The following is an 18,250-nucleotide window of genomic DNA, read 5'->3' as shown; positions in this document are numbered from 1 at the left end:
CAGAATTACAGACTCTTTTCCTAATGCAATGAAAGATACAAATTTATTATAAACTCCACAATTCCCTGAACCGAATTGCCTGCCTTCTCGATATCTCTACTTTTTCACCGGTTTTTAGTTCGACAATTAATCCGCCGTTGAACCAGTTTTCAATTTTTTCAATCCATTTCAGATTAATGATAAATTTACGGTTGGCGCGAAAGAAGTAATCCGGGTCCAATCGTTCTTCAAAGCTGCCAAGTGATCGGAGAATTAACGGGCGAAACTGATCAAAATGAACTTTCACGTAGTTTCCTTCCGATTCCAGCATGCGAATACTGGAAAGTTCCACAAACCAACATTTTTCACCGTCCCGGATGAAGACGGAATCTGTAGCTGACAATACTTTTTTAGGCTGAACATCCGTAAATGCGGTTTCCACAGGGATATTGTCTTCTACAAACCGTGCGGTAATCTTTTTTAATGCGTCGTTTAATCGTTCCGGGTCCACCGGTTTTAGCATGTAATCCAGGGCATCTACTTCAAATGCTTTGATGGCGTATTCATCATAAGCGGTTACAAATACGACCAGCGGAATTTCATCCAGTTGCTTGAGCAGATCAAATCCTGATAACCCGGGCATATTGACATCCAGAAAGATCAGGTCGGGATTTAATTCGTTGATCAGTTGTACTCCCTCTTCACCGTTTTTTGCTTCTGAAATAATTTCAATTTCAGCGTAATTCTTCAGAAGGGACTTTAATTCTTCCCGCGCCAGTCGCTCGTCGTCAATAATGATGGTTCTAATGGTTCTCATACTCAAATTTTAAAGTTGCGATTACAGTATCTTTATGTTCTGAAAGTGAAAAATCTGCTTTCCCTTTGTATTGAATGGCCAATCTTCTCCGGGTATTGGAAATACCGATACCCATATCGGGAGAATTCCCCAGTTTCCCGGTATTTTCAACCGTAATAATAACGGTGTTCTCTTTTTTATAACTCGTTATTTTGATAAAACCACCTTCGATCCGGTTGGAGATACCGTGCTTGATTGCATTTTCAGCCAGCATTTGGATGGAAAACGGTGGAATGGGAAACGAATCCAGCTGCTTGTCAATGTCCCAGTTTACGGTTAGCCGCTCTTCAAACCTGATTTTTTCCAGATCCAGATAGTTGTGTACAATTTCCATTTCTTCGAACAATGGAATGAGATTTTCTTTTCCCGAAATAAGTGATTTCCGGAGAAGATAGGAAAGTGTTGTCACGGCTGATTTCGCATGTTGTGGCTCCATGTCGATTAATGCCCGGATGGAGTTGAGCGAGTTGAACAGGAAGTGTGGATTCAGTTGTGAACGCAGGTTTTTTAACTCAATTTCATTTTTGGAAGCTTCAAGTGAAAGGTTGTCCAGTTCCTGTTGCCGGGACTTCTGAAAAAAGTGATAGGTGAAGTAAATTCCATTCCAACAGATAATAAGCATTGTCAGTGCCAGGATATTGATGATTACTCTTCCGAAGTTGGAATAGGCATCTGTTTCGTTGAGTAAAAACCGTTCAATAAAAGTAAGACTGTACTCAATCAACACGGAACAGGACAGTGAAATTAAAATCAACCGGGGCATCAGGGCAACCAGTCGCTTGTTTAACCAATCCATTCGCAGCATGAACCAACGCATCAAATGCGTGTAGGAAATACTGAAAAATGTCATGAAGAGCAATTGTATGAGCAGTTTGTACGTAATTTCTTTCGGGCGGTCAATGTATGCTGAAAGGTAAATCAAACAGGAATAACCTGTCCATCCCAGTAATTGTGCTCCCCAGTACATTTTTTTACTTGTCTGCATAAAACAAATGTAGGAAGGATTTTAAACTTCCGGAAAGAAACTGGATAAATGGCGAAAAAGATCAGGTAATCGGATGGATTTCAGGAAAGCGATCCTTGTAAAAGTATTCCCGGAATTTATTTAGCATGGTACAATTGTTACCTGGTCACTTTTCGCAGCTGCTTCTTTGCCCCATTCAGCAATTCCTTTTAAAAGGGGAATTAGTGTTTGACCGAATTCTGATAGCGCATAATCTACTTTTAACGGAGGTTTGTTTGTGTGAACAGTCCGGGTAATCAATCCATCCGATTCCAGTTCTTTCAGTTGGAGACTCAATGTCCGCTCGGTGACCATCGGTAATTCTTTTCTCAATTCACTGTACCGTTTTTTTTTGATCAGGTGAATCAGAATTACTGCTTTCCATTTACCGCCTATGTATTTCATTGTTAGGCTGGTACTGCATGGAAATTGTTTGTTGTCGATGGAATACATGCTACTATCTTTTTTGACCGTTATTGCAAAGATAAAATACTATACTTAGTTTTGCAACTATAATTTTTATAGTTCAATAAAAAACAGTAACATCATGAATTTTTTAGAATTGGCGCAAAGCCGTTATACAACCAAAAAATACAATCCGAATGAACGTATTACCGCAGATAAAATAGAGCAGTTAAAAGAAATTTTGAGACTGAGTCCTTCGTCAATTAACAGCCAGCCGTGGAAGTTTACAATCGTTTCTGACGAAGCGGTAAAACGTTCGCTGGGGAGTGTTTCGTATTTCAACGAGCCGAAGATTAATGACGCGAGTCACCTGGTTGTTTTTAGTGCGATTGATTCCATTGCTGTGTTTGAAGAGCAAATCAAAGCGCACTTGCCGGAAGGGGCGGTTCAGTATTATATGACGTTTATCAAGCCAAAGCCGGAAGCAGAAATCAAGGCGTGGTTGCAACACCAGGTGTACCTGTCTCTTGGAATGTTTTTATCGGCTGCAGCAAGTTTAGGAATTGATTCAACACCAATGGAAGGTATCCAGGCGGATAAGTACAGAGAAATTTTACAGCTGGATAATTATCAGCCGCTGGTAGCTGTCGCATTGGGATACAGAGATCAGGAGGATGCAAATCAGCCGTCATTGAAAGCTAAAACACGATTGGCAACAGAACAGACGATCCAATCCATCTGAAAATAAAAAAAAACAGCCTCAAAGAATTGGTGTTAACCGACTTTGAAGCTTGTATTCTATTTTTTAAACCACAAAGAAAACAGAAGACAATAAATACACACAACTCTATTTTCTTTGTGGTCCAATATCGTTTAAATTGTTAAATCGTTTTCAGATTGCAGTTCCATTCCCGTTTGAAAATCTGGGTAATGATAAATATATTATTTTTCAATAAAAATTGAATTAGCTTAATTCATTGGCGTACATACTTCAATCAGGAAGCCGTCAGGATCTCTTAAATAAGCAACAATTTGTCCCCATGGTTTGGTTTTCGGAGCTTCGACGATTAGGGCACCTGCTGCTTGTGCCGTGTTGACTGTTGATGCTACATCATCTGTTGCAAACCCGATTTCTATTCCAAACGGTTTATTGCTTCTGTTGCTCTCAATAAAACCGTCTTTCAGGTTGGATGTTGCCAATGTTATTGCTGCAAATGCAAGTGTTGTTTGACCAGTAGCGACTTCCCCGTAATCATTTTCCGGAGTAACGAATTTTCGGGTAAATCCAAATGCGGTTTCATAGAAACGGATCGATTTTTCGACATCCTGTACATACAGGATTGTATATGCAAGTTTGATCATGCTGTTTTCGTATTTTACAGGTAACTATACAGGCAATTTTGCCGGTTACAGTGTGTGAAAGTAATGGTTTTACAGAAATTGTTTTTGTGTTTTTACAAAATTCCGGACATCAACCCTGATTTGTTCAAAAGTAAAACGGCTTTCATTCTCAGTTCTTGATAATTTCCTTATTTTTGTGTCGCGATAAAAATTTATGGAAAGTACAACACAACAATTAGCGACGGTAGAGCAGGCAGTAGAACTGGGATTGCGTGCAGATGAATTTGAAATGATCAAGGAAATTCTTGGGCGCACGCCGAATTTTACAGAGACAGCAGTTTATTCTGTGATGTGGTCAGAACACTGTTCGTACAAAAACTCAATTTACTGGTTGAAACAATTGCCAAAAGACGGACCGCATATGCTGGTAAAGGCAGGTGAGGAAAATGCAGGATTGGTAGACATCGGTGACGGATTGGGCTGTGCTTTCAAAATTGAGTCACACAATCACCCGTCTGCATTGGAACCATACCAGGGAGCAGCAACAGGAGTAGGAGGAATCAACCGGGATATCTTTACAATGGGAGCCCGTCCGATTGCTCAGTTAAATTCTCTTCGTTTTGGTAACATCGACAGAGATCGTACGAAGTGGTTGGTAAACGGCGTAGTAAAAGGAATCGGTGATTACGGAAATGCATTCGGTATTCCGATTGTAGGAGGAGAAGTATTCTTCGATGATTCATACAATACAAACCCGTTGGTGAACGCATTCTCTGCAGGAATCGTAGATGCGAAAAAGATTATTTCAGCAAAAGCAAAAGGACCAGGGAACCCGGTATTCATTGTTGGATCTGCTACAGGAAAAGACGGAATCGCAGGAGCGGCATTTGCTTCGAAGGACATTACCGAAGAGTCCGCTCAGGATTTACCTTCCGTACAAGTCGGTGACCCGTTCATGGAAAAATTATTGTTGGAAGCAACAATGGAACTGGCGGAAACAGATGCGATTGTCGGAATGCAGGACATGGGTGCTGCGGGGATTACATGTTCTACCTGTGAAATGAGTGCAGGAGGAGGTGTCGGAATGGAAATCCAGTTGGATAAAGTTCCTACACGTCAGGAAAACATGCTTCCGTATGAGATTCTGCTTTCTGAATCACAAGAGCGAATGCTGGTGGTTGTACAAAAAGGAAAAGAGCAAATCGTAAAAGATATTTTTGACAAATGGGACTTGCACGCGGAAGAAATCGGCGTGGTAACGGACACACAACGCATCCGCTACTACATGAACGGTGAATTGGTGGGAGATGTCCCTGCTGAATCATTGGTCCTGGGTGGTGGTGCCCCGCAATACCAACGGGAATACAAAGAGCCTGCATATTATCAGGAGTTTAAAAAATTCTCCATTGATAACGTACAGGAACCGGAAGACCTGAAAGCAGTTGCGGATTTCTTGTTGCAACATCCGAATATTGCTTCCAAGCGTTGGGTGTATGAGCAATACGACTCAATGGTTGGAACGAAGAATATGACAACAAACAGACCGGCAGATGCAGGTGTGGTGAATATCAAAGGAACGGAAAAAGCGTTGGCAATGACGGTGGATTGTAATTCCCGATATGTAAATGCAGATCCGGAGATCGGAACAATGATTGCTGTTTCCGAAGCGGCGAGAAACATTGTTTGTGCGGGAGGTGTGCCAAGTGCAATTACCAATTGTCTGAATTTTGGTAATCCGTACAACCCGGAATCCTACTGGCAATTTGTAGGTGCGATCAAAGGAATGTCTGCAGCATGTATTAAATTCCAGACGCCGGTTACGGGAGGAAACGTTTCCTTCTACAATCAAACGGTTACAAACGGAGTGGAAGTTCCGGTTTTCCCGACACCGACAATTGGTATGATCGGAGTCGTAGAAGACAAAAACAAAATCATGACACTGGACTTCAAACAAAAAGGAGATTTGATTTTCTTATTGGGAGAATGTACAAATGACATCGCGTCATCTGAATATTTATATTCTTATCACGGAATCAAAGCATCACCGGCTCCGTATTTCGATTTGGAAAAAGAATTTGCAACGCAGGAAGTTGTCAAAGACCTGATTCAAAAAGACCTGATCAATGCCGCACATGATGTTTCCGATGGCGGATTGTATACCTCTCTTGTGGAAATGTCCATGCCGAGAGGATTAGGATTTGATGTGGAAGCGGACGGGGAAGTGCGACTGGATGCATTCCTGTTCGGGGAAGGACAAGGACGTGTTGTGGTTACCGTAAGCGAAGATGCGGAAGATGAATTCATTGAATACCTGGCAACAATCGACGTGGCTTCTACTTTGTTGGGGCATGTGACCAAAGGTAAGCTGGTTGTTGACGGAGAGCATTTCGGATTCATCCACGAAGCAAAAGAATTGTTCGACAACGCGTTGGAAAAACGATTAAAGTAAGAAGCCGGCAATAGATCGCAAAGAAAAAAGATAGGCTTCAATATGTAAAAATAAAGATTCAATTCGCACTGGATAAATAGTCGTTTTAGATGAAAAGGATGAATTATCTTTTTATCTAAATGCTCAAAGCGAAGCGATTCTAAATAGCTAAATATGGAATACAACACAACCAGAGGACCATTATTGTTGCCTGAATACGGTAGAAATGTGCAAAATATGATTGCACATGCAATGGAAATCGAAAATAGAGATGAGCGTAACCGTGCCGCTCAGGCAATCATTGAAGTGATGGGGCAATTAAACCCTCATTTGCGTGATGTAGATGATTACCGCCATAAATTGTGGACACATTTATTTGTGATGTCCAATTTCCGGCTGGATGTAGATTCTCCGTATGAAATTCCGACACAGGAAGTGCTGAACGAACGTCCGAAATTGATGGAATACCCGAAAAGTAAGATTCGTTACGGGCACTACGGACAGTATACACAGAAAATACTGGAAACAGCAAAGGAAGTCGACAACCCGGAAGAAAAAGAATACCTGAAAGGCACCATGGCTAACTTTATGAAGTACCAGTACCTGGCACACAACAACGGAGCTGTGGAAAACCATGTTATCGCCAACCAGTTGAAAGAACTCTCGAAAGGAGAGTTAGCGTTGGACAACCCGGATGAATTGGTGAGTACCAATTCACTATTGCGTCAGATGGGAAGCACCAATTCCAATAAGCGCAATAACAACAACGGGAAAAAGAAAATGAATCAGAAAAAGAAATTTAAAAAATAAAACAGTATGGCTTCTTTTGAAATCTACGGAGGTAAACCTTTGAAAGGAGAATTAATCCCTCAGGGTGCAAAGAATGAAGCGTTGCAAGTACTTTGTGCGCCACTTCTGACTGCTGAAAAAGTAACAATTTCCAATATTCCGGATATCATTGATGTCAACAAATTGATCAATTTGTTGCAGGCAATGGGCGTGAAAGTAGAAAAAGTAGAGACGGGAACGTTCATCTTTCAGGCAAAAGATATTGACCTGGATTACCTCAAATCAGAAGATTTCAAGAAGCGGGCAGCGTCATTGCGTGGGTCTATTATGATTGTTGGGCCGTTACTGGCGCGTTTTGGTCAGGGGTTCATTCCGAAACCGGGAGGGGATAAGATCGGACGTCGACGTTTGGATACGCACTTTGAAGGATTTACCGCATTGGGTGCGAAATTCAATTACGATGCCGGAGAGCATTTTTATTCGGTAGAAGCAAAGAAATTAAAGGGAGCGTACATTCACCTGGATGAAGCTTCTGTAACAGGTACGGCAAATGTTGTGATGGCTGCGGTAATGGCAGAAGGAACAACGACCATTTACAATGCGGCCTGTGAACCTTATTTGCAGCAGTTGTGTAAGATGTTAAACTCAATGGGAGCAAACATCACCGGGATCGGATCGAATATGCTGCACATCAAAGGCGTGAAAACACTGGGAGGATGTTTCCACCGGATTTTACCGGATATGATCGAAATCGGAAGTTTCATCGGTCTTGCGGCAATGACCAAATCGGAAATTACCATTAAAGATGTCAGCTGGGAGAACCTGGGAATTATTCCCAATGTGTTCCGTCGACTGGGGATCAAACTGGAGCGCAGAGGAGACGATATTTACATTCCCGCTCAGGAATCATATGAAATAGATACATTTATCGACGGTTCGATTCTGACCATTGCAGATGCGCCGTGGCCGGGATTTACACCGGATTTATTATCCATCATTTTGGTCGTTGCGACACAGGCAAAAGGCTCGTGTCTGATTCACCAGAAAATGTTTGAATCACGCTTGTTCTTCGTCGATAAACTGATCGACATGGGTGCACAGATTATTTTATGTGATCCGCACAGAGCAACAGTAATCGGTTTGGACCGTAAACATGCATTGCGTGGCATCTCGATGACTTCGCCGGATATTCGTGCCGGAGTATCGCTACTGATTGCAGCACTTTCAGCAGAAGGAAAGAGTGTGATCCATAATATTGAACAAATTGACAGAGGATATCAGAATATTGAATACCGATTGAATAACATCGGCGCGGATATTCGTAGAATCGGATAATCCTGTATGTGAAAAATTATGTGATAACACTTAATTGCTTACAATTACTCTGTTAAAACACTGTTAAGAAAAGTTGCAATTAAAAAAATGGTTCTATATTTGGTAATGTAAACTAAAAACGAAAAGCAATGAAAAAAGTATTATTCTCAATGGTAATGACATTTATGGCGGCATTCGCTGTAAATACAGTTGTAGCACAAGAAGTTGGTGCTGACGGACCTAAAATCGAATTTAAAAAAGATACACACGATTACGGTGATATCAAGTATGCTGCGGACGGTACGTGTACATTTGAATTCAAAAATACAGGAAACGCTCCTTTGATTATCTCTAACGCAAAAGGATCTTGCGGATGTACAGTTCCTGAGTGGACAAAAGAGCCGATTAACCCGGGAAAAACTGGTGTTATTACCGTAAAGTATGATACAAAACGCCCTGGAGCGATCAACAAGAGTGTAACGATCACTTCCAATGCGGTAAATGAGCCAAATAAAGTGTTACGTATTAAAGGAAATGTTGGTGCGAAACCAGAATCTGCAACTCCTGTAAATACTTCAGGAGCTCCTGCGAACTAATAGAAAATAGAAATTAACAGATAGAAATCCTGCTTATTTAATGAGTAGGATTTTTTTATTTTCCAATAATTGAGTTCATATGATTCCTTGTCATCAGTGATCCTTCTGACGTTTTGTTAAAAGTGTTATAAGTCCGTTAACCGGTTGTTAAATGAAAATTTTCAGCCCCTGGAGTTACTATTTTTGAGTGTAAACAATAAATAACAAGATCATGAAAAAAGGAATAGTAGCATTCGTAATGGCAGTAGCAGGTGTTTTTTCAGTCCATCACACAAATGCCCAGGAGGTGGTGAACGGACCGAAAATTGAGTTTAAAAAAGATGTACATGATTATGGAGAATTGAAGTACGGAGCAAACGGAACATATACCTTTGATTTTAAAAATACAGGAAATGCACCACTGATCATCTCCAATGCGAAAGGCTCTTGCAATTGTACCGTTCCAAGCTGGCCGAAAGAGCCGATTAACCCGGGGGAAACAGGGAAAATTACCGTTCATTATGATACAAAGCGTTCTGGAGTAATCAACAAAAGCGTTACAATTACTTCCAATGCCGCCAACGATCCGTCTAAGATCTTGCGCATTAAAGGAAACGTAGGAAATAAACCGGAAACGACAGTACCTGTTAAAACAGTAGGTGCTTCAGTCAACTAATAGCATCAATCGTTAAGAAAAAAATCCCGTGTCAAATGAGACGGGATTTTTTGTGCCTATTGCTTGATCACCTGTTTGAAATAATCGTGCTCCCCGATCCGGATTTTCAACGTGTAATGTCCGTTCGGAACCTGGTGTAATAGCAACGTAGATTTACCGTCAGTGACCACCACTCCGGTGAGAACAGTTCTCCCTGTCAGATCCAGTAGTTGAACTTCTGCCGTCCCTGAAGACCGGATATGTAGTTGATCATTCACCGGGTTCGGATAGACCAAAATGGTTGTATTATCTGTTGACGGAACGGCAAGAGATTGAACGGGAATTACGTGTTCAAGCGTATCCGTTTGCCCGCAATGCCGTGCGATGAGTGTAACAGTATAACTGCCGACAGCGGTGTATATGTGTGTTGGATTTTGTTCTGTCGATGTAGAACCGTCCCCAAAATCCCATAAATAATCAGTCGCATGCTGTGAAGTATTTTCAAATGCCAGTTGATTGGTTTGTGCAGTATAGGAAAAAGCAGCGACAGGGTCATAAATGCCTATTTTCCAATGAGCCAGAGAATCATATACAACCAGTTTGGCTGCCTGCTTGATCTGATTGGCAACCGTTGATGATATTCCCGCATTGAAGGTGATGAGCTCCGGATTTTTTCGGAATATAGCCGTGTAAAATGCACAGGCAGCAACATAAGATCCTTCCAGCGTCGGATGACTTTCATCGGATTGGTAGAGCTCAATCCCCGGATGGTGTTCACGAAGGTAGCGCCAAATAGCTCCAACGGGAGAAACCTGTGCGTTGTTATCGTTGGTCATCATCATGTATCGCTCCCGAAGTAAATTATCCATTCCTTCGTATGTGCACAAATCCGGGAGAAACTGGCAGTTATTGGCATCTCCGTTTTTTCTTCCCCAGGTCATATAAAAAAGTGTTTGAGCACATGGAGTTGCCGCATGAATAAGGCTGTCCAGTTTACGTGCGAACGGGAATACCTGATTTTGTACCTGCTGAATCGGGAAGGACGGCAATTGACTTTGTTCCTGTAAGACAACAAAATCCCAACCTCCGGCCTGAATCTTTGCGAGGGTTTGACTGTTGGTAGAATGCCCCTGGAATGTTTGTCCACCAGGTGTGTTGCTGTCAAAGGTCAGCGTGTCTCCTGCCGATAAGGCAACATTGGCTGTTAACTGCGGGAGGTTATTGTAGGCCGTATAGCTGTTGCCGATAAACAAAACGTTCTTTTTTTGTTGTGCAATACTTAGTTGCTGACAGAATAAAAACAGCAGAGTGCTTAATAGGTATTTTTTGAAAAAAGAGATAATAACAGACATATTTTTTAAATTTACGTTTGATTCAATTAATCTCAAAACGAAGAAAGGGCACCAAGGTTGCTTGTTTGGAATAAAGTTTGTGAGGGTAAAAAAACAGAAGATTAGTAATCCTATAATTACGAACGATGAAAAAATATTTGTTGAGTTTAATCATGAGCTTTCTGACAGTGGTTTCGATGGCTCAGGTACCAAAATTCGAAGCAGATAACGCTCTGTACAAATTCCCGGATACCCGTGAAGGAGAACAGTTATCACATACATTTACAATAACAAATACAGGTGATGCACCATTAATTATCAGCGACTATAAAGTGGCTTGCCCCTGTACAAAAGCGGAACTGCCAACAAAGCCGATCATGCCGGGACAGTCATACAAACTGAAGGTAACATTTGATACTAAAGGAAAGATCTATCTTCAGGACAGATCTGTTTTATTGCAGACAAACACCAAAAAGAAAGAAGAAAAACTTCGCTTCAAGGTATTTGTTATTCCGGAAGGAGAGTAATTTTTAGGACAAACACCTTCAATTTTTTTAGTGTCTATCACTCGTATTTCAGCAATGGTTTGCATAAAAATAGCTCGCCAAGTCGCTAATTCGCAAAGGTGTTATTGTTTTATTACTTCTTTGCGCCCTTGCGTCTTTGTGGGAACAATAGAACCCTATATATCTTATATTTTAATTAAAAATTAAATGCGTTTAACCGGAGTAATCTCTATATTTAGTTGCATTCCCGGCTTTAATCGCTAAATTTATACCGCATTTAAATTAATCATCAGAATACATGAGATCACACATTGAAGCAGCATGGGAAAACCGTGAATTGTTAAAAGAAAAAGAAACAATTGAAGCAATCAACCAGGTAATTGAAGATATCGATAAAGGATTGTTGCGTGTTGCAGAGCCATTGGAAAACGGAGAATGGCAGGTGAATGAATGGGTGAAAAAAGCAGTGGTAATGTATTTCCCGATTCGTCAGATGGAAACCATTGAAGTTGGTCCGTTTGAATTTCACGATAAAATGGCATTGAAACGCAATTATGCAGAATTGGGGGTACGTGTGGTACCCCACGCAGTGGCACGTTACGGATCATTTGTTGCTCCCGGTGTTATTATGATGCCGTCTTATGTAAATATCGGAGCGTACGTAGATTCTGGTACAATGGTGGATACATGGGCAACCGTTGGTTCATGCGCGCAAATCGGGAAAAATGTTCATTTGAGCGGAGGTGTCGGAATCGGAGGTGTTTTGGAACCATTGCAAGCAGCTCCTGTTATTATTGAAGACAACGCATTTATCGGTTCCCGTTGCATTGTTGTAGAAGGCGTGCGTTTAGGAAAGGAAGCCGTTTTGGGAGCAAATGTCGTATTGACCAAATCAACAAAAATCATTGACGTTACAGGCAGCGAACCTGTAGAGATCAAAGGATATGTTCCGGAAAGAAGTGTCGTGATTCCGGGATCCTATACAAAAACATTTCCGGCAGGAGAATTTCAGATTCCGTGCGCATTGATCATCGGAAAAAGAAAAGCATCGACTGATCTGAAAACATCCTTGAACGACGCGTTGAGAGAACACAACGTAGCGGTATAATTCACATTTCAAAGAACTGTTACCTTGCAGAGATAGGAAATTTTCTTCTCTGCAGGGTAGCAGATTGACGAAACCTTAAATGGTCTTATTGTGAAATTCACGTGTTAATTCTTTGTAGATTTCCGTATATGAATTATCGGTATTTCGAACAATAATACTATGCTCAATCACTTGTTGTTCTGTTAGTCCAAACACCAGGATACTCCGTTTCGGAAGTTCCGGTTTACCGAAAATAATTATCCGTTCTACCAAAAATAATCCGATGGACGCTCCGAAAGTAACCCACTTTTCAGTAGTGGAATAGGGGAGAATAACCCGGAAATGTCCGTTTTCAGGCAGCAATGTTTTTACTTTGATAAACAAATTTTCCAGGGAAAACGAAGCCGTGTGTTTTGTTCTGTTGACGGATTCGGATTCAGATAATAATCCGTTTTCATAATAAGGCGGATTGCAGACAATGCAATCGAATTGCCGGTCTGTCTGAATACCAAAAATATCTTGATTCCGGCATGTCAGATCGGATCTCCAGGGTGAGTTTTCGAAGTTGAACTGGCAGTCGGTCAGCGCAGCTTCATCAATGTCAATTGCTTCAACTGTTGCGGCTGGATTTTTTTGCTTCGCCATTAAAGCCAATACTCCTGTACCTGTTCCGATATCCAGGATAGATAAATAGAAATGTTCGGCGATAGAAGCTCCGAGTAACATTGCATCTGTCCCCACTTTTAGCGGACTGTTAGACTGTCGAACTGAAAAGTATTTGAATTCAAAAATGCTCACGGAAACAAGACTATCCCAGGTACAACTCCACTAACCCCGGCGGTGCAGCAACTTTCAGGAGTTGATGTTTACGGTCAACTTCCCGGATGACTCCTTCTTGCAGAGGGAGTAGTAATTCTGTTCCGTCTTTATCAATCTGGATCAATGGATTTGCCGAGAGGTCGATAACCTGGATGACTTTTCCGATATTTCCGTGTTCCACGTCTTCCACATTGAATCCGATAATTTCGTGATCGTAGAAATGGACGCCATCCAATTCAGGTAAAATAGAAGCCGGGAGGTATATATGTTTTCGCAGCAATAGGCGCGCGTCGTTTTCGGTCTCAATACCTTCGAACTTTGCGGCTGCAAAACCTTTGTTTTTTAATTTGAATGACTCAATAAAGAAAGGAGTCAATTGGCCGTTTATTTCTATAAAAAGAGCATCCAGAGAAGCATAATCTTCCGGATTGGTAACGTCCAAAAACAGCGAAACTTCACCTTTAAATCCGTGAAGTTTCGCCACATATCCTAAATGAAAGCAGTCTGCCTTGTTCATTTAAAGACGTTTAAATTACTCAGCAGAAGTTTCTTCTTCAGCAGCCTCAGCTCCTTCAGTTGTTTCTTCAGTTGCTACTTCTTCTGCAGCTTCTTCAGCAACAACTTCTTCAGCTACTTCCGGCTCCGGAGTGTTTTTTGCTTCAATTGCTTTCGCTTTTGCTTCGTTTACAGCAGTTTCAGCTTTCAATGCAGCAGCTTTTTGATCAGCTTTTGCTTTTGCAAGACCTTCACTTTTACCTGTAATTTTTGCATCTTTCTCAGCCAACCACACGTTGAATTTCTCTTCAACCTGTGCTTCTGTCAAAGCTCCTTTTGCAATCCCCTTAATCAGGTGATTTTTGTAAAGAACTCCTTTGTAAGAAAGGATCGCACGTGCTGTATCCGTCAATTCAGCTCCAACTTGTACCCAGTGAAGAGTACGATCAAAGTTGATGTCGATTGTTGCCGGATTTGTGTTTGGGTTGTAAGTCCCCAGTTTTTCGATGAATTTACCATCTCTTTTTGCTCTGCTGTCTGCAGCTACAATGTGGAAGAAAGCATATCCTTTCTTTCCGTGTCTTTGCAATCTGATGCGAGTTGCCATACTGTTTTGTTTATTATTTGGAGTACGAAACCCCGGTTAATAATTAAATTAATTGGGTACAAAGATAGTGTTTTTATTGATACACGAGAAAAAACAATAAAAAAACCTGCCAGCGAACTGGCAGGTACAATAACATGTTCGGATAATACGGGCTGTATCAGAAGTTGAACTTCACTCCTAAAGATACTCCGAATTGACTGAAATTTGATTTTGTTGCAAGTTCTTCCTTTGCAACACCCGCTGAATAATTCGGATTGGTAGAACTGTTGTTGGATGTTGAATTTAACTCATCAATGTATTTCGTTTCTTTGTCATACACAGTAAGCATACCTGAAATATCCTGTCCGGCAACTGTATATGAATCAATCGCTCTCGACTTCGGTTTGATCGTCAGGCTGGTATGAAAGACCTCCAGTTGTAACCCAATCAGCTCGGAGATATTGTAGCCAATACCGACAGAACCTCTGAATCCCAATGAAACATTTCCTTTTGTTGTTGTCTCTACTTCTGTTGGAATTGGTCCCATTGGAGAAGGAACAGATATTTCACGTAATCCTTTTGTATCTCCGAAAACAGGAATGGCTAATCCTGCCTTCGCATATGCATACAACTTGTCTCCCCCGGTGCTTACCACCAATGAAGGCAACAAGCGCAACTGATTGGAGTGAGCCGTAGTTTTATCTGTAGCATTGACAGAAGAAGAACTTTCTGAGATCACCGTTTTTGAACCCAGAAAGTAGTTGATTCCCAATTCAACTCCCAGGTGCTTGTTAATCATATATCCCGGAGTCAATGTAAGGTTCAGTCCGCTTCCCAATGTTCCATAGATAGGTTTCTGATACGAGCCGTTTCCTGAAAGATCCGTATAGCTTTCTGTTCCCAGGTTGCTGGATGGAATCCCAAACCCGTATCCAACGTTGAATTCTCCATAAAATCCCTGTGCTTTCACTCCGAACCCGGTAAAAAGAACAGCCGCTAATAATACAATTTTTCTCATAATTTTTGTTTTAGATATAACATAAACATACGGATATTTTTGTTACAATTTAACATTCGCTGAAAATTAAATCGATTCAGGGAATGATTCTTTTTGAATTGGTTTGATTGTGAATTGATTAAGTTCCTTTCTGAATCAGGACGGATAACCGGGAACAATCAATTTGTAAATATCTTCCGGATAAAAATCAGTTTTGAAATTTCCTGACTAACTTTGTAACCATGTTTTCACCATTTGATGCACAAACATTAATAGATTTGGAGTTCCCGGCCATAAAATCATGGTTGGAAAAGTATGCGATTGGACCTACTGCCATCGGGCGAATCCAGCAACTGGAACCGAGTAATGATTTTCAACTGGTAGAGCAGGAACTACTGAAATCGAATGAATTGCTGGCGGTTCGAAAAGCAGGAGAGACCTTTCCTCAGCTTGATTTTGAGGAGTTGACGGAAGAGTTGAAATTGTTGCCAATTAAAAACTCGGTACTGTCACAGGAAGGTTTTTACCGATTGAGTAAGGCCTCTGATTTGTGTAACCAGTTAGTGTACTTTTTTGACAAACGCGAAAAAGATTATCCGCTATTATACAGCCTGTTTTCAGACATTGAATATACAAAAGAAGTCATTGAGAAAATCGATCACGTATTTGATAAGACATGGAAGGTAAAAGACAATGCATCCTCCTTGTTGTCGGAGATTCGAAATGAAATTAAAGTGCTTCGCAATCAGATCAATCGTAATTTCGACCGGGAAATGAAGAAGCTGATCCGGGAAAATGTGTTGGGCGATACGCGTGAAACGTTTTACAATGACAGAAGAGTATTGACCGTATTGGCTTCACATAAGCGCATGGTTTCCGGGAATGTCGTCGGGTCGAGCAAAACGGGAAGTCTTGTATATATTGAACCTCAGATCAACGTTGAATTGAACAATGAACTGGAATTACAGATTGATGAAGAGCGAAAGGAAATTTACCGGATATTAAAATTACTGACGGCTGAAATAGCTGTTTTTCTTCCGTTAATTACGGCTTACCAGTCGGTGCTGACAGAACTGGATTTTATTAACGCTAAAACAAGGCTGGCACTTGAGTTGGACGGGCATCTTCCGGGAATTGTTCGCCAGATGAACGTTGAATTGATTGATGCCTATCACCCTATTTTGTGGAAAAGCAACAAGTTGTTAGGCAAACCGACATTTCCACAACGAATTCAATTGCATCAGAAATCCCGCATGTTAGTTATTTCAGGACCAAATGCCGGAGGAAAAAGTATTACCTTGAAGACCGTCGGATTGTTGCAGGTAATGCTGCAATCTGGATTGTTGATTCCGGTGCATCCGAATAGTAAAATCTGCTTTTTTCAACAGGTGTTGTCAGATATAGGAGATAATCAGTCGATTGAGAATGAATTGAGTACTTACTCGTACCGACTTAAGCGCATGAAGCATTTTTTGAAAGTGACTAATCGAAGAACGCTGTTGTTGCTGGACGAATTCGGAACAGGTTCTGATCCGGATTTGGGAGGGGCATTGGCAGAGGTGTTTTTTGAGGAGTTGTACAAAACGGAGTGCTTTTCAGTTATCACAACACATTACGCCAATATAAAATTAAAGGCGGATCAATTACCTCATGCAGTAAACGGGTGTATGTTGTTTGACACCGAAACCTTAGAGCCTTTGTACAGGTTCAACCTTGGTCAGCCAGGGAGTTCATTCACGTTTGAAGTCGCACAAATCAATGGAATTCCACAGCGGATCATCAATGAAGCCAAGTTGCGTTTAGACGACCGGAAAGTGAAGATGGATCATTTGCTCAATGAACTGCAGAAAGAAAAAAATTATTTCGAACGGCTGAATAATGAACACCGGGAAGCACAGGAAGCAGCGGATGAAGCCCGAACGTATTTCCTGGAAAAGAAAAAACACCTGGAAAAAAGGTTGCTTGCTCAGCAGGAGCTAACCGATAAGAACAACAAGTGGTTGATTTTGGGTAAGAAAATGCAAAGCTTTATTGATCGCTATAATTCGAATAGTAAAAAGAAAGATGTTAACAAGCCATTGCTGGATGATGTCAGAACCTTCATTGCGATGGAAAGAGGAAAAACAGAAGAAAGCAAACGAAAGGAGAAATTAAAAGCAGCGATAAACCCGGTTGCCAAGCCAGCAAAGAAAAAGAAATCCACTCCGGAAAAAGATGAATTTCAGCAACAGAAAATTGTTGTCGGGTCTACAGTAAAATTGATTGCTACAAAACAATCCGGAACGGTTGAAGAAGTGGTTGGAAATCAAATTACTGTCGAATTCGGATTTTTACGAATGAAAGTGGAACGGGAAAAACTAATGTGGATCAGGTAATCGCCCCTCTTTCTTACAAAAAACTCTTCCCTAATGCCTGTTGTCACAATAAATATAAACTTCCTCGTCGTTTGAATTAAGAATGGTAATGTACGGACATCCGAATGAAAAGTACTGAAATCCAAAAATGACGGGGTCCATACCGTTGAATAATTTCCCTGTCCATTGGTAATCCGCATATTCATTTTCTTCTCCCCGGATATTCAGTGACGTAAGTCCATTGCCTTCCCATTGATCATAGAGCCGTTCGCAGACCAGTTTCTTTGTCGCGGAATTGAGCACAATTAAATGCCGTACGAATAATTCATTATTCCCGTCAAACAAATTTTGAATATAATAGGTATATCCTCCGGATTCATATGTATAGGTATCCCCAACAGTATAATCAGTAATTTCCCTGTCTGTAAAAAAAGAATCATCTGTTGGAACAGTCGACAACAATGTTTTGTCTTTTGCTTCGGCCCGATCCCAGGTAATCGGTTCAAGTGCTCCGGTAATAAATGGGGTCTCTTTACCTATATATACAAGAACATCATAATAATTCTCCTTGAAGTCGGTTAATTGGCTGTTGTCTATTTGAAACCCGATCATATAATCATATTGCGAAAACGGCCATTCTTCAACAGAAGCATAAAAATCCAACAGCGCGATTACCTGAAGTTCTTTTGCTTTAAATGTTTTGAGTTTGTTTTCTGCATAATTGTAAATG

19 protein-coding genes (1 of these 19 running past the window's edge) are annotated in these 18,250 nt (G+C 41.0%); 9 read left to right on the top strand and 10 right to left on the bottom strand.

What is annotated here, in order from left to right:
* Window positions 1-46: 46 nt before the first annotated feature.
* From H9Y05_RS11645 to H9Y05_RS11635, 3 genes are all read right to left on the bottom strand, one after another.
* Window positions 47-796, bottom strand: coding sequence for a LytR/AlgR family response regulator transcription factor (locus H9Y05_RS11645; protein WP_205729585.1), 750 nt, complete (start codon window positions 794-796; stop codon window positions 47-49).
* The gene (locus tag H9Y05_RS11640; RefSeq protein WP_216714383.1) at window positions 783-1,820 is read right to left on the bottom strand and encodes a sensor histidine kinase; all 1,038 of its coding nucleotides are present in this window, start codon (window positions 1,818-1,820) and stop codon (window positions 783-785) included. Before H9Y05_RS11640 ends, H9Y05_RS11645 begins: the two co-directional genes overlap by 14 nt.
* Window positions 1,821-1,940: 120 nt before the next feature.
* Window positions 1,941-2,291, bottom strand: a complete 351-nt coding sequence (locus tag H9Y05_RS11635; RefSeq protein WP_216714382.1) for a winged helix-turn-helix transcriptional regulator — start codon at window positions 2,289-2,291, stop codon at window positions 1,941-1,943.
* Window positions 2,292-2,385: 94 nt separating this feature from the next.
* On the opposite strand from H9Y05_RS11635, the gene H9Y05_RS11630 reads away from it, so the two are divergent.
* Entirely contained in the window at window positions 2,386-2,985 is a 600-nt protein-coding gene (locus H9Y05_RS11630; RefSeq protein ID WP_163491904.1) for an NAD(P)H-dependent oxidoreductase, read from the top strand.
* 227 nt (window positions 2,986-3,212) lie between these two features.
* Here the strand turns inward: H9Y05_RS11630 and H9Y05_RS11625 are convergent, their stop codons facing one another.
* Window positions 3,213-3,605, bottom strand: a complete 393-nt coding sequence (locus H9Y05_RS11625; RefSeq protein ID WP_163491903.1) for a VOC family protein — start codon at window positions 3,603-3,605, stop codon at window positions 3,213-3,215.
* A gap of 193 nt (window positions 3,606-3,798) precedes the next feature.
* Between H9Y05_RS11625 and purL the strand changes: the two genes are divergently transcribed.
* The 5 genes from purL to H9Y05_RS11600 all read left to right on the top strand — a co-directional run bounded on the left by purL (window position 3,799) and on the right by H9Y05_RS11600 (window position 9,366).
* Complete coding sequence (purL, locus tag H9Y05_RS11620; RefSeq protein WP_163491902.1) at window positions 3,799-6,033, top strand: phosphoribosylformylglycinamidine synthase subunit PurL; 2,235 nt, start codon at window positions 3,799-3,801, stop codon at window positions 6,031-6,033.
* 153 nt (window positions 6,034-6,186) lie between these two features.
* Window positions 6,187-6,822: a DUF4290 domain-containing protein gene (locus H9Y05_RS11615; protein ID WP_163491901.1), complete on the top strand. Its 636-nt coding sequence runs from the start codon at window positions 6,187-6,189 to the stop codon at window positions 6,820-6,822.
* Between the two features lie 6 nt (window positions 6,823-6,828).
* Window positions 6,829-8,136 carry a UDP-N-acetylglucosamine 1-carboxyvinyltransferase gene (gene murA / locus H9Y05_RS11610; RefSeq protein WP_216714381.1) on the top strand — a complete coding sequence of 436 codons (1,308 nt, stop codon included), beginning with the start codon at window positions 6,829-6,831 and terminating at the stop codon, window positions 8,134-8,136.
* Between the two features lie 128 nt (window positions 8,137-8,264).
* A complete protein-coding gene (locus tag H9Y05_RS11605; protein ID WP_163491899.1) occupies window positions 8,265-8,711 on the top strand; it encodes a DUF1573 domain-containing protein in 447 nt (148 codons plus the stop codon).
* A gap of 211 nt (window positions 8,712-8,922) precedes the next feature.
* Window positions 8,923-9,366 carry a DUF1573 domain-containing protein gene (locus tag H9Y05_RS11600; protein WP_163491898.1) on the top strand — a complete coding sequence of 148 codons (444 nt, stop codon included), beginning with the start codon at window positions 8,923-8,925 and terminating at the stop codon, window positions 9,364-9,366.
* 56 nt (window positions 9,367-9,422) lie between these two features.
* On the opposite strand, the gene H9Y05_RS16560 is transcribed toward H9Y05_RS11600, so the two are convergent.
* Window positions 9,423-10,697 (bottom strand): PKD domain-containing protein, encoded by a 1,275-nt coding sequence (locus H9Y05_RS16560; RefSeq protein WP_216714380.1) that lies wholly within the window; start codon window positions 10,695-10,697, stop codon window positions 9,423-9,425.
* Window positions 10,698-10,822: 125 nt separating this feature from the next.
* Between H9Y05_RS16560 and H9Y05_RS11590 the strand changes: the two genes are divergently transcribed.
* Together H9Y05_RS11590 and H9Y05_RS11585 are read left to right on the top strand one after the other, a co-directional pair.
* A complete protein-coding gene (locus tag H9Y05_RS11590; protein WP_216714379.1) occupies window positions 10,823-11,203 on the top strand; it encodes a DUF1573 domain-containing protein in 381 nt (126 codons plus the stop codon).
* Window positions 11,204-11,480: 277 nt separating this feature from the next.
* On the top strand, window positions 11,481-12,290 hold the full coding sequence (locus H9Y05_RS11585; RefSeq protein ID WP_216714378.1) for a 2,3,4,5-tetrahydropyridine-2,6-dicarboxylate N-succinyltransferase: 810 nt from the start codon (window positions 11,481-11,483) through the stop codon (window positions 12,288-12,290).
* 75 nt (window positions 12,291-12,365) lie between these two features.
* Here H9Y05_RS11585 and H9Y05_RS11580 read toward each other — a convergent pair whose 3' ends face one another.
* From H9Y05_RS11580 to H9Y05_RS11565, 4 genes are all read right to left on the bottom strand, one after another.
* Entirely contained in the window at window positions 12,366-13,010 is a 645-nt protein-coding gene (locus tag H9Y05_RS11580) for a tRNA1(Val) (adenine(37)-N6)-methyltransferase (RefSeq protein WP_163491894.1), read from the bottom strand.
* Window positions 13,011-13,077: 67 nt separating this feature from the next.
* Window positions 13,078-13,605: a ribosome maturation factor RimM gene (rimM, locus tag H9Y05_RS11575; RefSeq protein WP_163491893.1), complete on the bottom strand. Its 528-nt coding sequence runs from the start codon at window positions 13,603-13,605 to the stop codon at window positions 13,078-13,080.
* A gap of 15 nt (window positions 13,606-13,620) precedes the next feature.
* The gene (locus H9Y05_RS11570; RefSeq protein ID WP_163491892.1) at window positions 13,621-14,190 is read right to left on the bottom strand and encodes a 30S ribosomal protein S16; all 570 of its coding nucleotides are present in this window, start codon (window positions 14,188-14,190) and stop codon (window positions 13,621-13,623) included.
* A gap of 157 nt (window positions 14,191-14,347) precedes the next feature.
* Complete coding sequence (locus H9Y05_RS11565; protein ID WP_163491891.1) at window positions 14,348-15,187, bottom strand: outer membrane beta-barrel protein; 840 nt, start codon at window positions 15,185-15,187, stop codon at window positions 14,348-14,350.
* Window positions 15,188-15,408: 221 nt separating this feature from the next.
* On the opposite strand from H9Y05_RS11565, the gene H9Y05_RS11560 reads away from it, so the two are divergent.
* Window positions 15,409-17,541, top strand: coding sequence for an endonuclease MutS2 (locus tag H9Y05_RS11560; RefSeq protein WP_163491890.1), 2,133 nt, complete (start codon window positions 15,409-15,411; stop codon window positions 17,539-17,541).
* A gap of 30 nt (window positions 17,542-17,571) precedes the next feature.
* Here H9Y05_RS11560 and H9Y05_RS11555 read toward each other — a convergent pair whose 3' ends face one another.
* Window positions 17,572-18,250, bottom strand: the 3' portion of a protein-coding gene (locus tag H9Y05_RS11555) for an oxidoreductase (protein WP_216714377.1). 281 nt of this gene lie beyond the right edge of the window; the window shows 679 of its 960 coding nt (coding positions 282-960); the start codon falls outside the window, past its right edge; the stop codon is at window positions 17,572-17,574.

Origin of the sequence: Taishania pollutisoli, assembly GCF_014518315.1 — a bacterium.
Classification (GTDB): domain Bacteria; phylum Bacteroidota; class Bacteroidia; order Flavobacteriales_D; family Crocinitomicaceae; genus Taishania; species Taishania pollutisoli.
This window is presented reverse-complemented; position numbering and strand designations above follow the sequence as displayed.